The sequence below is a fragment of the Pseudomonas sp. Tri1 genome (assembly GCF_017968885.1).
Lineage (GTDB): Bacteria > Pseudomonadota > Gammaproteobacteria > Pseudomonadales > Pseudomonadaceae > Aquipseudomonas.
In genome coordinates this window covers 6,671,719-6,685,621 of the sequence record NZ_CP072913.1, presented here as the reverse complement: position 1 = coordinate 6,685,621, position 13,903 = coordinate 6,671,719, and the positions used below count along the sequence as shown (strand labels likewise).

General features: G+C 52.5%; 11 protein-coding genes and 1 pseudogene. 6 read left to right on the top strand and 6 right to left on the bottom strand.

Annotated features, from left to right (window positions below):
* Window positions 1–223: 223 nt before the first annotated feature.
* Window positions 224–416, bottom strand: a pseudogene (locus tag J9870_RS29655) (Sir2 family NAD-dependent protein deacetylase); the annotation flags it as partial.
* 225 nt (window positions 417–641) lie between these two features.
* Here J9870_RS29655 and J9870_RS29255 point away from each other — a divergent pair.
* The 3 genes from J9870_RS29255 (at window position 642) to J9870_RS29245 (ending at window position 5,645) form a co-directional block, all read left to right on the top strand.
* Window positions 642–2,252: a hypothetical protein gene (locus J9870_RS29255; RefSeq protein ID WP_210642139.1), complete on the top strand. Its 1,611-nt coding sequence runs from the start codon at window positions 642–644 to the stop codon at window positions 2,250–2,252.
* 263 nt (window positions 2,253–2,515) lie between these two features.
* Window positions 2,516–4,222 (top strand): AAA family ATPase, encoded by a 1,707-nt coding sequence (locus tag J9870_RS29250; protein WP_210642138.1) that lies wholly within the window; start codon window positions 2,516–2,518, stop codon window positions 4,220–4,222.
* On the top strand, window positions 4,215–5,645 hold the full coding sequence (locus J9870_RS29245) for a UvrD-helicase domain-containing protein (RefSeq protein WP_210642137.1): 1,431 nt from the start codon (window positions 4,215–4,217) through the stop codon (window positions 5,643–5,645). The genes J9870_RS29250 and J9870_RS29245 overlap by 8 nt, the downstream gene beginning before the upstream one ends.
* A gap of 231 nt (window positions 5,646–5,876) precedes the next feature.
* Here the strand turns inward: J9870_RS29245 and J9870_RS29240 are convergent, their stop codons facing one another.
* The 5 genes from J9870_RS29240 to J9870_RS29220 form a co-directional block, all read right to left on the bottom strand.
* Window positions 5,877–7,076, bottom strand: coding sequence for a hypothetical protein (locus J9870_RS29240; protein ID WP_246883065.1), 1,200 nt, complete (start codon window positions 7,074–7,076; stop codon window positions 5,877–5,879).
* A gap of 568 nt (window positions 7,077–7,644) precedes the next feature.
* Complete coding sequence (locus J9870_RS29235) at window positions 7,645–8,595, bottom strand: hypothetical protein (RefSeq protein ID WP_210642135.1); 951 nt, start codon at window positions 8,593–8,595, stop codon at window positions 7,645–7,647.
* Between the two features lie 43 nt (window positions 8,596–8,638).
* The gene (locus J9870_RS29230; protein WP_210642134.1) at window positions 8,639–9,298 is read right to left on the bottom strand and encodes a hypothetical protein; all 660 of its coding nucleotides are present in this window, start codon (window positions 9,296–9,298) and stop codon (window positions 8,639–8,641) included.
* Between the two features lie 442 nt (window positions 9,299–9,740).
* On the bottom strand, window positions 9,741–10,448 hold the full coding sequence (locus tag J9870_RS29225; RefSeq protein ID WP_210642133.1) for an NUDIX hydrolase: 708 nt from the start codon (window positions 10,446–10,448) through the stop codon (window positions 9,741–9,743).
* Between the two features lies 1 nt (window position 10,449).
* Complete coding sequence (locus J9870_RS29220; protein ID WP_210642132.1) at window positions 10,450–10,995, bottom strand: adenylyltransferase/cytidyltransferase family protein; 546 nt, start codon at window positions 10,993–10,995, stop codon at window positions 10,450–10,452.
* A 180-nt stretch (window positions 10,996–11,175) separates the two neighbouring features.
* Here J9870_RS29220 and J9870_RS29215 point away from each other — a divergent pair, with 180 nt between their 5' ends.
* From J9870_RS29215 to nadE, 3 genes are read left to right on the top strand one after another with little or no spacing between them, the layout of a single operon-like run.
* Complete coding sequence (locus J9870_RS29215; RefSeq protein WP_210642131.1) at window positions 11,176–11,823, top strand: isochorismatase family protein; 648 nt, start codon at window positions 11,176–11,178, stop codon at window positions 11,821–11,823.
* Between the two features lie 9 nt (window positions 11,824–11,832).
* A complete protein-coding gene (gene pncB / locus J9870_RS29210) occupies window positions 11,833–13,062 on the top strand; it encodes a nicotinate phosphoribosyltransferase (protein WP_210642130.1) in 1,230 nt (409 codons plus the stop codon).
* 1 nt (window position 13,063) lies between these two features.
* Window positions 13,064–13,900, top strand: coding sequence for an ammonia-dependent NAD(+) synthetase (gene nadE / locus J9870_RS29205; protein WP_210642129.1), 837 nt, complete (start codon window positions 13,064–13,066; stop codon window positions 13,898–13,900).
* Window positions 13,901–13,903: the final 3 nt, after the last annotated feature.

The window sequence follows — 13,903 nt, the reverse complement described above, 5'->3', positions numbered from 1 at the left end:
TGCGCATGATTTGTAGCGGACTGGGCCGCACCTCCTCCAACAACGAACTCAGGCGCTCCAACTCGCCGAGGGCGCGCAAAACGGCGATCAGATTGATCAAGGTGCCTTTGCCTTGATTGAGCATCAGGTGCAGAGTCTGCCGGCTGATCGCCGCGTTCTCCGCTACCGTCTCAAGGCTGATATTCCTCTTCAACCGCAGCGTTTGAAGGTGTGCCCCCACTGTGGGCCTGACGACTCCTGAAGTCCCCACGGAGATCAGGGCGTCGCAATTCCTGACGGCGGCCATAGCTGCTTTCCAGGCTCCAGCAGGCAGATCCTCTCCAAACCACACAATTCCAGGTCGGAGTTTCCCATTGCACCGTGTGCACCGGGGGCGGCTCTACCCATTCTCCTTCTGCACAAAGGCGACATTGATCATCGGGCCACATGTCCGGCCCTTCACCTGGCTCCGGGCGTCTAAAGCAACGCCTTGCAGGCGCCAAAGATTCGACTATTGTGACATTTTTTTGGTTTTCCGCTGACTCGGTCCCAGGAAGACCTTGTAAATTGGGCTTTTCATAGAATACAAACAGCAAGCAGAACGGCACTTGTTTACAAGTAATATAAATAGCGCTGTGTGACATAGGCATTACGGAGGCGAAATGGCGAAGGATGCGGTAGCGAAAATTCTGGCTAAGAACGGCCCGATGCTGAGCAGTGAGCTCGCGAAGATCCTGGAATCTCAATACAACCTGGCTCCTACGGCCGCTCGCAAGCGGGTCGAGCGGGGCTGTGAAGATATGAGAAAGCTGAGCCACCTAATCTTTCCTCACCGTGCCCGCTTTGTGTATCTACGATCCGATTACGGCTCGCCGAAATTTTTTTCCAATCTGATTGATGCTCTTCAGCAGACGAATAGCGCCTACTACTCAGCCCTCCAAGCCTTGAAAATGCGCTCTAACTTCATGCTGCGGTCTCATTTCCTTATTGCCTGTGGAGCGCCGGTAGCTCAGTTGAAACACGTCTCGGCCGAAAGCCTGCTTGAACGGTTGATCAGCGCGAGTCTGGTCAAGGAGGTAGCACTGCCGGGAGGGGATACATGCGTCGTGAGATGCGATCAAGAAATGCCCCTCCAGGACGGGATCACGCTGGCCAAACTCAAGGCTCGAAACATTGCAGAGCGACTGGCGCTGATCGCGGTAAAGGACTGGGCACGAAAATTGGGGCTGGTGAGCTACGAGGCCGTCAAAACCCGTGAAGACGATGGGCTAGAGAAGATGCCGCAGGTAGGTACGTTTCAGTGGGATATGGCGGGTCCATCATTTCTGTTTCCGATGCGTTCGTATTCTGAGGCTGCCGGCGTTAAGGGCGGATTTTTTGTCTGCGACATTGCTTTGAATGGACGGGTAACTGCGGAGGAACTGAGTGCATTCGTCAAAAAATGCGTGACGCTGCGCAGCCTTTCAAAGGTAAGCCGCTGTCTCCAGGTTTTTGTAGCTGAAGAGTTTTCCACCGAAGCGTTCTCGCTCTTAAAAGCAGAGGGCATCATTCCTGCCACTACCGAAAGCCTTTTCGGCCTGGAGGTAGCCAGAGCTCTGAAGAGCCTGTGCTCATTACTCGAAAACACGGCCAAGCTCTTGGACAGCCCTGAGTCACTGGATCAAGTTTTCAACGTGCTTTCGCGGATAGAGGGCGCCGGGTCTACTTTGCGAGGAAGTTTGTTTGAGTTTGCAGTTGCTCACATTGCCAAGTCCACGTTCCCGGGCGGCGATCCTGAAGTGAACAGGAAGGTTAAGGACAGCCTTGGCCGGCAGGCTGAAATTGACGTCTTGGTAGTCAGGAGGTATCAAGACGTGGTGTTCATCGAGTGCAAGGGAGTACATCCCTTGGGCAATGTAGATGACGCAGAAGTCGCCAAATGGCTCGACAAGCGCATTCCCGTACTCCGCGAAGTGGCTAAGCATCATTCCGAATGGGGATACCTGCCGCAGCGGTTTGAAATCTGGAGCAGCGGAAATTTCACTCCCGAGGCGCTGTTACTGATCTCAAATAGAAACCTTGAAACCGATAAGTACGAAATCGTCGCCAGGAACGCGGATTACGTTTTCGAGCAGGTTATGGCAAGTCACGATGCTGGTCTGATCCGTACCTACGAACAGCACTTCATCAACCATCCCATGAAAGAGGTTGAGTTGAGCAGGGACCGAGCTGCAAGGAAAGCCGAACGAGAAAGAAAGCGAGCCCGCGTGGAACAGAGGTCTTCACCTGCTTAGGAATTGCGAGGACGCTCCAAGCCGAGCTTGATGCAACGAAAGCGGCTCGCAAGAAATTCAGATACATAGAGTTGGTGTCGGTAAAGCATGCGAGCTAACACGATCCCAAACGAATTATTACGATCAGTTCCCCCGACTCGCAGGATGTATCTATGATGAGTAACGGCGAATGGCCACTCCCGCTGCATTCCTGGGAGCCAGGTGAGGCGCTACAACTGCGTTTCGCCGTTACTCATAGATGACGTTCAGAAGGATGCTGGCTGGTGAAAATCAGAAAGATCGTGATCAAGAACTTCCGCGGAGTGAAAACGCTTGATTGGAATGTGCCAACCGCTGACATTTTTTGTCTCATAGGCAAAGGTGACTCCTCCAAGTCCACAATTTTGGAGGCCATCCGTTACACATTTCATCCCCAGTGGAATCTGGCCCTCAGCGACTCAGATTTTTACCAGTGCAAAATCGCTGACCCCATCATCATCGAGATTACGATCGGGCATTTGGCCGCAGACTTTTCCGCCCTTAATAAATATGGGTTGTACCTCCGGGGTTGGGATGCGGCAGCTCAAAAGCTGCTTGATGAGCCAGATGATCATCTGGAAAGCGTATTGACCGCCCGGCTAACCGTTGAGAAGGACTTGGAGCCGAAATGGGCTGTGGTGTGCGATCGCAACCCTGACGGGGTGCCCTTTAAACAGGCAGATAGAAACAAGGTCGGGGTTGGCCTCATTGGCGTTTTCAGCGAACGAGAGCTTTCCTGGGCAAACGGAACTGCACTTGCCAAGCTTACTGCGGCGCAGAGCTTGAGCGAGTTATTGGCCAATGCATCGAGGACTGCCAGGAGTTCGCTCGATGTCGACCGGGCTGTCACCCTGACAAACTTCGACACTGCAGCAACCAAATCGCAAGAGATTGCGAAGCTCTTAGGTGTCCCTGTACTTGATGCCTATAAGGCCCATCTTGACTTGGCGTCCATCAACCTGAAAGTCGGCGGTCTTTCCCTGCATGACGGCGAAATCCCATTGCGCCAGTTAGGTCTGGGATCTCGCCGGATGCTTCAGTGTGGAATCCAGAAAGCGGGCCTGGAGGATGGCCATATCACCTTGTTCGATGAGTTGGAGTTCGGCCTCGAGCCCCATCGCATTACGCGTCTCATCAAGCACATCAGGGAGGACAAACGCGGGCAGTATTTCCTAACTACCCATTCGCCCATGGTGCTTCGCGAGCTCACGGTGCAGGACCTTCATATCGTCCACAGCAAGGGCGGGGTCGTGACGATCGTCTCCGCTGCCGAGAAGGGCCTCGAAGAGCATGAGGTTCAGGGTAAAATTCGCTCTAGCGCTGAAGCTTTCTTGGCCAAAAAGGTTGTCGTATGTGAAGGCGCTACCGAGGTAGGTTTCATAAGGGGCTTAGACGATCACCAACTCGAAAATGGGCAAGATCCATTGTCATATCACGGTGTGGCGTTGCTAGACGCTAAGGGAGCCAGCAAAGTGAAGGGCATGGCTATTGCCTTTAAAAAGCTTGGCTATGACGTGTCGGCACTAGCTGATGGCGATGCCGAGAAGCAGTTCTCAGCCGCTGATGCTGCTGGGCTTGTTGCAATAGGAATTCCCACATACGTCTGGAACGACAAACTTTCGCTTGAGGAGCGGGCTTTTGTGGATCTGCCCTGGGCTTCCGTAGTTGCCAGCTTGACGCTCGCCCAAGTCGAACTCTTCTACCCGGTATACGATCAAGTGCGATCGCAGTATCAGGACGTTTTGGACCCTGACATCAGCGAGTGGCGGGATAGCCCCAAGCTGCGGACTGCAATTGGTGCTGCAGCAAAGAGCGCGGGATGGTTCAAGGATACTACTAGAGGCGACCTGTGGTTCAAGGCGGTGAGTACCGCTTTCAACGATCCCGGATTCGGCAAAACAAATCTCGCCTTAGAGTTGGGAAGGCTTTGGGAGTGGGCGAAGCGTGTCTGAAGACCTCGCAATCAAGCTCAACGACTGTACCTCCAAAGGTTATGTAATCGCGCCTGCGGGGTTTGGAAAAACTCATCTCATCGCAATGGCGGTGCGAGCGTCAGGTGGCCGGCAGCTTATCCTGACGCACACTTTTGCCGGCGTGAATTCGATAAAAACCAAAATGGCGGACTTGGGCGTTCGTGCTTCCCAGTTCCAGGTCGATACGATTGCTAGCTGGGCACTTCGACTCTGTCTGGCGTACCCGAAAGCATCTGGTTGGAAAATTGAAAACCCGACCAGCAAGCAGTGGAATAAGTTGTACGAGTGCTGCTCCCATTTGCTCGGAAAGAGGTTCATTCGTGAGGCCGTATCGTCCAGCTACATAGGTCTCTACGTCGACGAGTACCAGGACTGCTCAGACGTACAACATGATCTCGTCTGCAACCTGGCAGAATTTCTTCCAAGCCGACTGTTGGGAGACCCCCTCCAATCCATATTTGATTTTGACGATGGCAAGCCCGTTGATTGGGAAGTCAGCGTCTACCCCAAATTTGATTGCTTGGGACAGCTGGAGGTCCCTTGGCGGTGGGTCAAGGCGAAGAGTCCAGAACTTGGCGAATGGCTCAAAAATGTGAGGCGAAAGATCGAGCTAGGCCAAAAGATTGATTTGCTGGCCCAGCTACCACCGAGCGTGATTCGTACCTATACCCAGCCCGAGTACCTCGCCGCTAAACAGTACACGGCGCTTTGTGGGATGCTGAACAATAATGAGAGCGTCATCGCTCTGCACGGCGGGGACAACCAGTCCAAGAATAAAACTCACCTCTTGGCGAAAACCATGGCCGGACGTTTTTCCTCAATCGAGGAAATCGAAGGTAAAGATCTGCATTCGTTTATCAAAAAGCTTGTTGCCGTCAAGACTGTTCAGGCGGGGTTTCTCCTTGTAGTGAAATTTGCGATGAAATGCCTCACTGGTGTACCCAGTGCGTTGACGGCCGGAACCAGGCGAGGCGAAGTAACCAAGCTGCGCAGCACCACTAAATACCCTTTGGTCCTTCAAGCTGCAAATGACTATCTGACTGACCCGTCCAGCAGCCATCTTAAGGCCTTCTTCGAAACGTTGAAGAGCAACCCCGAAACATCAGCCTATCGCCGTGACTTACTCTATCGTTTCTTGAACGTGCTCAAGATTCATATTGATGGTCAAGCCACGACGCTCGTTGAGGCAGGCATTCTTTATCAGCGTGAGATGAGGCATTCGGGCCGACCGATCAACCACCGCAAGCTGATTGGTACTACGTTGCTGGTTAAAGGCCTTGAGTATGACCACGCCGTCATTCTTGATGCCGACTCGCTTGATGCGAAGGATTTGTACGTCGCGATGACCCGAGGAGCGAAATCTCTCACCATCATCGGGACAGTTCGACACTTGCCGGCATAAGTCATGACTTAGGGCAATCCGGTAGTTGTTGAGGGAAATCGAAAAGGGGCCAACCAAGCCACGCTTGGTTGGAGGTGCATTCGTGAGTTTCGTGGGCCAGCCATCATCGGTTCGATCAGGGCCAGTTTCGCGTCATATGGCGTGGGCGAAACACGAGACGGCTACCACGACCTACCCCTTACGACAGTGAGCTATACTCTCGCCAGTAATGCGAAATAAACCTCCTGCCTTTTATATGTCCTTTTTCAATACCAAGACACATAGAAAAAGCGTCGCCTTAATAATGTGGTTCACACTATGAACCTCTCTGAATAGTAGCAGTGACTTTCTAATGAAACTCATGAATTGGATTTCATAGCACTTCTCCCGGCTCATGCCTTCCTTGCTCGGATAATACGTGATGCGTTGACTTGATTCCTTGTAGTCATACTTGTAGTGAGCGATCGCATTCCTAAGTTTGTTATCGATGGCACCAAGGTCTATTGCATAAAATGATTTGTCTATAAAATCGATTTTATTGCCCAGGTCGACGTTGGCAAAGGCGTCAAGGCTTTCCAGCCCGGGCCTAGTCCCCTTTTTGGTTTGCTTTAAAGATGGTTCGAACTGGTTGCAGTCACCACGTTTCAGTAGATTGTTGATACCAGCAATAAGTGTTATTTGACGTGAGAATACTTCAGCAAGGTCTTTGTAAAAATTATTGCAAGTTTCAAAGTCTGCAGTCGACATCCTGGCTGGAATATCACCCAACTCTTCTGTATCTGCGTAGTCATAGAAGAGGGCGGGCCGAAACGCGAGGTCCATCGAAACTAATTTTGGATATAAAGACAGGCAGTCGTTGTGTAAATTCTTAAGGAAACCATTGCTCAAAATACTGTCGATGAACTCAATGGTTTTGTCGCGGTGATTGTCAAGTAGCCAGTAATAAATTTTAGGAGCCACATCACTGATCTCAGCGTTATGCTCATGTATTGTAAATGGCGAGGACATTATTGAAGTCGCAGAATACAGTGCTGCCAAAACATCTTGCTTCTTTCTGGATGTTAAAGTTACTCCTGGAATCCTTGCACAAACTTTTTCAAAACTATCAAGATCACCTCTTTTGTACTGGGTAATGAGGCTGAACAGATCTCGTTGAACTGGATGGAGGTAATTCAACATATGCAGTCGCTGATTAAGATGTGAGTACGCTCCCATACCGAGCTCTTGAGTCACACGAAGAAACGTAGTCATCCCCATCTTGTACTTCCCAACATAGACAGGAAAATCTAGGTGGAGGTCTACGAAAGGCTTTTCACCCTTGAATGGAGCCTCAAAACCCTCGACCTTCTCAGCCCCCTGCAGTTCGGCGTCAGCTTGCCCGAATACAAATGAAATCCTTTCCTCACATTTGGGGCAGGCGAACTGGAAGGGTTGGACGTCACGATTTGACATCCCTATCCGGCAGTCGATTTCAGTCCCGCAGGTGATACACCTAAAACACTCACAAAGATTCATCTTGGCTCCCTATTTACTCCTAAGACAAGATATGCGTCATTCCTAACTGGCGCATTTAGCCGGTGCTTATCTGCACCGATCTTGATCTAGCTGCTGAGTTATTGCTGATTGGGCATAGGCAATGCTGGAATTACGTTAGTGCCCTTAATGGATTCCAGCCAGCTTTTGGCTTGCACCAAGTCATCGAGCCGCTTATTTCCTAAAAGGATGGTTGGGATCTGGCGATGTGGTTCACCTTACCGAATGTGAGGCGGAGAGAGGCATCCAAAGACCTGATCGACTCGGATCCCAGGATCGCTATGGCGGTGGCTCTGGAATTTGCAAAAGAGTGGCCTCATGGACTGTACAAGAGGCGGGGCCCATGGGCGTCGGGGCATGGGCTCTCGCTAGAGTTAGAGATCATGCAGACCCAATCCGACCAGGGGCCGAGGCAAAAGAGCCTTTAGTTTTCGATCGCGATCTGGTTATTGCAAATGTGCTCCGTTTGCGCATCCGCAGAGATGGATCACTTGTAACGATCACTCGACCTGTTCGACGCCCCGGAGCTAATTTCGCTGACGTAAGTAGCCCAGGCGCCTATGCGTTTCATCTCTACGATGGATTCTTCACGTGAGTCCATACGTACTCTCGATTGAGTGAGGAACGCGTTGAGGATTGCTTCTGGCCGCTTTCGAGCTTTTCCTCCCAGCTCCTCATTTAATCGAACTGCATGGTGAGCAGCCATTTTAAGTACTCCATCGAGCCCAAGTGTTTCAATCAAGCGATCATTCGCATCAATGGCGATTAGGCGAAGGATGTGAGAGCACATGATTGCCAACGTGGGAGGGAGATGAATAGGATCGTTGACCTTGAAGGCCATGATTCCGCGCTCTGGGCCTTCTTGCAGAGAGGCGAGCGCGGATGATAGAGCAGGGTCCGACGATTGCGTCACCAAAGCTTTCGACGCGCGGCCGTTTCGATGCGCGATACAGTTTCGACAAAGACGAAAATACCTCAGCAGGGGCTGTAGGTTGGCAATTCCGCTGACAGGCCAACCCATAGAGCCATACAGGCGGAAAACACGATCAATCTTTTCCTCGTCATCGTCTGACTCCTTGGCTTCGTCTTTGGGTGACTTAGTAGCAGCTTGATTCCCTTTCCCTCTGCTAACCTCCGCTTCAGTCCCGATAAGGAAATCATCGAATGCGGAGAAAACAGATACGATAGCGAAAGCAGAAACGCCTGCATCTTGAGCTCGCTGCAGCTTAATACTTAGATTCCGAACTGGAGCCGCATTCCAAGATGGGTGAGAAGAAGCAATGAGATCGGCAAGTTCGTCTTGGCTGCTAGGTTCGCCGGCATGTCGGACTAACAGCAGGTTCGCTGAGTGTGCAACCTTGATGTGGACGTTAATCTGTTCGTGAAACGAATGAAAAGCTTGGAATGGAAGAAGTCGTGCGCTACTTATGTTAATCATTATTTTGAGCTGTCTTATGTTTGAAGTGTGGTCAGCGGGTAGCCTATCTAGCGCCGTTGGTAGAACCCTGAAAGTAGACCTCGTGTTTTATGAGTTCAATAAAATGGAATAATTCTTCCCGACGATCCTGCACAACCAATAATAATAATGTTAATGTTTCAAAATATGATTTTGCATGCAGTACAATTTCCAAAATCATATCGGCGCTGTATTTTATCTCTTCATTATCAAAGAATATCCGCAAAAACTCTCCTCGGCCATGCGAGAACAAGGAAAATTTTTCATAGCTAGCCAGCCCGCTTTTGGCAAACTGAGCAAAGGCCCCGTCAAATGTATCACCAGCTTGATTTTCGACGGTTTCGAGAGCTTGGGTCATCTTGAAGAAGTTTGGAAAATCTTTTTTTGAATCTAAAAAATCAACTACTTGGGAGTCGTTCTTTTTTTCAATAAATTCGAAGTAGTAGCTTTTTACATGGAGCTCGAGCATTGTTCTAAGAAGCAAAATTGCAGAGCTGAAGCAGTTTTCTTTAATCAAAATTTCAAACGACTCAAGATGGCTGCAGAACATGCGATAATATATATAATTGATTTTTTTGTATTGATCGCTTAAATCAATTTTATTTCTTTGGATTAGTGCATGAGCAAAGTTGTATGAGGAGCGCATGTCGGATATAACTTTTTTAACTTCTTGTTCTTTACTCACTTAAATCTCCCTATAGATCTGTCTTTCGCAAATTGTAGCTACATATGATTATTCTACACAAGTGGCTGATTTGCTCAAATGAAACCCCTTGAGAACACGCAGTACAAACGAGCGGCCATTACCACCTAAATGGTTGGTCAAGGCGGTAACGTCGATCATGCAGGTCGTCATGCTGTCCCCAGTAAGTACTGTGGCACACCAATTGAAAGCGTCGTTGAATAGCGCGATCGTTGGTGTCCTGGGATGTCTTCGGCGCCGGTTCCGACAGACTTTATTTAGTAGGTCATACGGCGAAGCGTTGAAAATCGGGTCTGCGACAGACTTTATTTATGATTTGTCCACCGGCGAGGCCCTGTATTTGTTGGGCTCGATCCGACAGACTTTATTTCGTAGGATCAGCCCTGGGCTCGCACAGCCAGGGCCTGCGTCTGTTTGCCGAGTATCACTCCAGAAAACAACGATCGAAAAGGTAAACTCGGGCTGGCTTGAGATTTTCCACCGTGCGTTGCGGGCGGCCGCCGTCGCCGCTTTTCTTGCGGCCGGTTTCCTGCAAGTAACCGGCCTCGGTCATCTTCAGCAACCGCTGGCGCATGCTGGTCTTGAGCACCGGGCGGTCGAGCACCACGGAGAAAATGCTCACCGCTTCCGGCGCACTGAACTCCGGGCCCAGGAACATCAGTGGCAGGCTGCTGTAGAGGGCCTTGGACAACAACCGCTCCTGGACAGCCGCCACCAGGCTGTTGTGATCGAAAGGGAGTTTGATCGAGGCGTCAGCGACGTCCTTGAGTGGGAAAAATCCCTGGTGTTCGGCGAGTTGGACCGCATCGCTGACAATCGCCAGATAGAACGTCGAGGACGACCAGCAGCGCGGATCGCGGAACGCGTCGCCGACGGTGCCGACTTGTTCGATCCAGGCCAGCGGCATGCCTACCTTGTTTGAATTACGCAGGCGCTCCACGGCGTCGTTCAGCGTGAGATCTTCGACGCCACCATTGACCACAATCCCGGGCAGCGCCCAATGACCGGCGAATGGCTCGGCTTCCCGTCGATTCAGGAGGATTTCAAGCGCCTGGGTCTCCCGGCAGAAGCGCAGCACACAGAGGTCGATAGTGTGCAAATAATCCTGCGTGGGGGCTGTGCTAGTCGGCATGTCAGTTTCCGTAGGTAGCGTAAAGGTCATAGTTTAACGGGTCCATCCCGGGTGCCATCCAGCCGGTGGGAAGCGGCTTGCCCAAAGCCAGTCGTTCGCGAACCACCGTGCTACGCACATGGATTTTTTCCTCCACGCAAAGGATGGAAAAACGCTCCAGCAATTCTTGGCCGCGATAGAAGGTTGGCAGCAGATCCGCGACATCCTGACCCACCACCAACGCGATTCGCTTGCCATCCAGGGCCAGGCTGTCGGCGAGGTGAGCAAGCAGGATGTAGCTGTAGATTGCGCCTTCAACGCCGCGGGCCACCACCTGCTCCACCCGGCTCGCACGCACTTCGGCGCAGCACAGCGGCTGAACGTTCTCGACGATCGATTCCAGCCAGTTCAAGCGAACTTCATAGTCGACCATTTGCTTGCCGTATGGATGCCGCAAGCTTGGGACCACCAGCAAGCGTCTGGCCTGGCGTGAGGCCTCGATCATCACCTGGGCGTGACCGGCATGAGGGGGATTGAAGGCGCCGCCATAAAGGGCAATCTCGAACATGGCTCATCCTCTGTTAGTACATAACATGTACTTTAACAGTAAAATCTTTTTGATGAAAATCTGGTTTTTCATGTGAGTCAGATTGGGTACAGGTAAGACGTTGAAAATCTTTTCTACGAATGGCTTGTTATGAAAGTACACCTTATGTACTCTCGTAGCCATGAAGAGGAGAACCCCAGCATGAACAGCCTGACCCGGAAAACGGCTTCCTTCGATGTCGATGCACAAAAGAGCTTTACACCGCTATGCCCTGATGAGCTTCCGGTGCCGGGCGGCGACCAGATTGGCGGTGAGCTGAATTTCATCGCATCCCTGGCCAGCGTTCGCATCGGTAGCAAGGACGCCCATACGCCCCTGGCCCCCTGGGTGGTTGCCGATCACTCACAGATGTTCTCGCCGACCGGGCTCGAGCACGCCGATATCACTTGGGTCAGCCACTGTGTCCCCGGCACCGAAGGTTTTGCCCTGCTGGATCAACTGCCGACCCCCTACGATTACGATTATTTCGTCTGGAAGGGTGTCGAGCCGGATTTGCACCCCTACGGCGCCTGCTACCACGACCTGCACGGCAAGCTTTCCACCGGGGTGATCGAGTACCTGAACGGCCTGGGTGTGCAGCAGGTGATTGTTGGCGGGTTGGCGCTGGATTTCTGCGTCAAAACCACCGCTCTGCAACTGGCCGCCGCCGGCTTCAAGGTGATCATTCACCTCCCGGCTTGCCGGGCCATCAGTGAGGAGGGCGCTCTTCAAGCCATTCAAGAGCTGCAACAGGTGGGGGTCTCGGTTGCCGCGACTCGCGAAGAAACTATCCGCTTGGCAAGCGCATAAGGACGAAGCATGGACAGTGCATACGATTCAAGCAACGGCGTCATCCAGAGTCTTCTGGATACCGACTACTACACCTTCACCATGATGCAGGCGGTCTTGCACCAGCACCCGAATGTAGAGGTGGAATACCAGTTCATCGTGCGTTCCAAAGAGCGGCTCGGTCACCTGATCCCGGACATTCGTGTCGAACTGGAAAAGCTTGCCGGGTTGCAGCTGCGCGAAGGGGAGCAGCGGTTTCTGTTCAACAAGCGTTTCCGTGAATACCTGACCCCGGACTTCGAACAGTTTCTCGGTCTGTTTCGCTTCAATCTGCGCTACATACACGTTGCGCAAGTCGACGGCCAACTGCACATCCGCGTCCGTGGTCCGATGTTGCATTGCATCATGTTCGAGCAACCGGTGTTGGCAATGGTCAGCGAACTGCGCAACCGCGAGAAGTATCCCGAAGTCGAGTTGGCCGACGTCACCCGCAAGCTGTACCAAAAGTTCGAATGGCTGGAAAAAAATGCCAGTCGTGAGGAACTCGCCGAGTTTCGTGTTTCCGACTTCTCCACCCGTCGGCGGCTGTCATTCAGAGCCCAGCGTGAAGTGGTAAATGTCATGCGCAGCGATTTTCCTGGCGTCTTTGTCGGCACCAGCAACGCGCACTTGGCTTACGAGTTCAATCTGCCACTGATTGGCACCATGGCCCACCAATGGCTGATGGTGCATCAGCAACTGGGGCGGTTACGCGAGAGCCAGAATGCCGCGCTGGAAAACTGGGTGCACGAGTATCGAGGCCGGCTCGGTATCGCCCTTACGGACTGCATCAGCACCGACTTCTTCCTCAAGGATTTCGACCTGTACTTCGCCAAGCTCTATGACGGCCTGCGCCAGGATTCCGGTGACCCTATCGTCTGGGCAGATAAGGTGCTGGGGCGTTACAAGGAACTGGGCGTCGATCCGCGCACCAAGGACCTGATGTTCTCCGATGGCCTCAATTTCGAAAAATGTCTGCCGATCCTGCGCCACGTTCGTGGCAAGGCCAAATTCGGTTTTGGCATGGGCACCAGCCTGGCCTGTGATGTTGACGGTGTCGAACCGCTGAGCATCGTCATGAAGTTGGTTCGGGTCCACGGTGAGCCGGTGGTTAAGTTCTCCGACGACCCGATCAAGAACGTCTGTGAAGATGCCTCATTTCTGCGCTACGCCGCCCAAGTTTTCAACGTCGCCCTTGTCAATCCACAGCTGGGAGCCTGATATGACTGCGCTTGTGCAAGAGAGCATTGCCCGGGAACTGGGCGTCGACCGCCAACTCACACAGGGCGGCGAAGAGACTGAAATTGCCCGCCGCGTTGAGTTTATAAAGCAGATTTTGCGCGAGTCGGGCTGCCAGTCCCTGGTACTCGGTATCAGTGGTGGCGTCGATTCTCTCACTGCCGGCCTGCTGTGCCAGTTGGCGGTGGAACAACTGCGCAATCAAGATTACGCGGCGCGTTTTATCGCAGTCCGATTGCCGTACAAGACCCAGGCCGATGAGCAAGACGCCCAGGCTGCTCTGGACTTCATCCGGCCGGACTTGATCACCACCAGCAACATCGCCGCTTGTGTCGACGGGTTGATGACCAATATCGCAATCGACGGCTTGCAGCCTTCGGCCGAACTTACCGACTTCGCCAAGGGCAATGCCAAGGCTCGAGCACGGATGCTGGCGCAATACGCCATTGCCAATTTAAGCAATGGGTTGGTGGTCGGCACTGATCATAGCGCAGAGGCGGTGATGGGCTTCTTCACCAAATTCGGCGACGGCGCGTGCGATCTGGCGCCGCTGTCCGGGCTGACGAAGACCCAGGTGCGGTTGTTGGCCGAGGCGATGGGCGCGCCTGCGTACCTGGTGCACAAGTCTCCAACCGCTGATTTGGAAGACTTGGCACCTGGTAAGTTGGATGAAGTGGCGTATGGATGCAGTTACGCGCAGATCGATGCGTATCTGATGGGCGAAAAGGTATCGCCTCAGGCGCGACAGATCATCGAACGCGCCTATGTCAAAACGGCCCACAAACGAGCATTGCCACGGGTCCCGCCAACCCGCTTCTGAATG

Excerpts from the sequence above, each read along its gene's own strand:
- J9870_RS29240 (WP_246883065.1), bottom strand. The coding sequence starts at position 7,076 with ATGTCAAATCGTGACGTCCAACCCTTCCAGTTCGCCTGCCCCAAATGT.
- nadE (WP_210642129.1), top strand. The coding sequence starts at position 13,064 with ATGACTGCGCTTGTGCAAGAGAGCATTGCCCGGGAACTGGGCGTCGAC.
- J9870_RS29235 (WP_210642135.1), bottom strand. The coding sequence starts at position 8,595 with ATGATTAACATAAGTAGCGCACGACTTCTTCCATTCCAAGCTTTTCAT.
- J9870_RS29225 (WP_210642133.1), bottom strand. The coding sequence starts at position 10,448 with ATGCCGACTAGCACAGCCCCCACGCAGGATTATTTGCACACTATCGAC.
- J9870_RS29220 (WP_210642132.1), bottom strand. The coding sequence starts at position 10,995 with ATGTTCGAGATTGCCCTTTATGGCGGCGCCTTCAATCCCCCTCATGCC.
- J9870_RS29215 (WP_210642131.1), top strand. The coding sequence starts at position 11,176 with ATGAACAGCCTGACCCGGAAAACGGCTTCCTTCGATGTCGATGCACAA.
- pncB (WP_210642130.1), top strand. The coding sequence starts at position 11,833 with ATGGACAGTGCATACGATTCAAGCAACGGCGTCATCCAGAGTCTTCTG.
- J9870_RS29255 (WP_210642139.1), top strand. The coding sequence starts at position 642 with ATGGCGAAGGATGCGGTAGCGAAAATTCTGGCTAAGAACGGCCCGATG.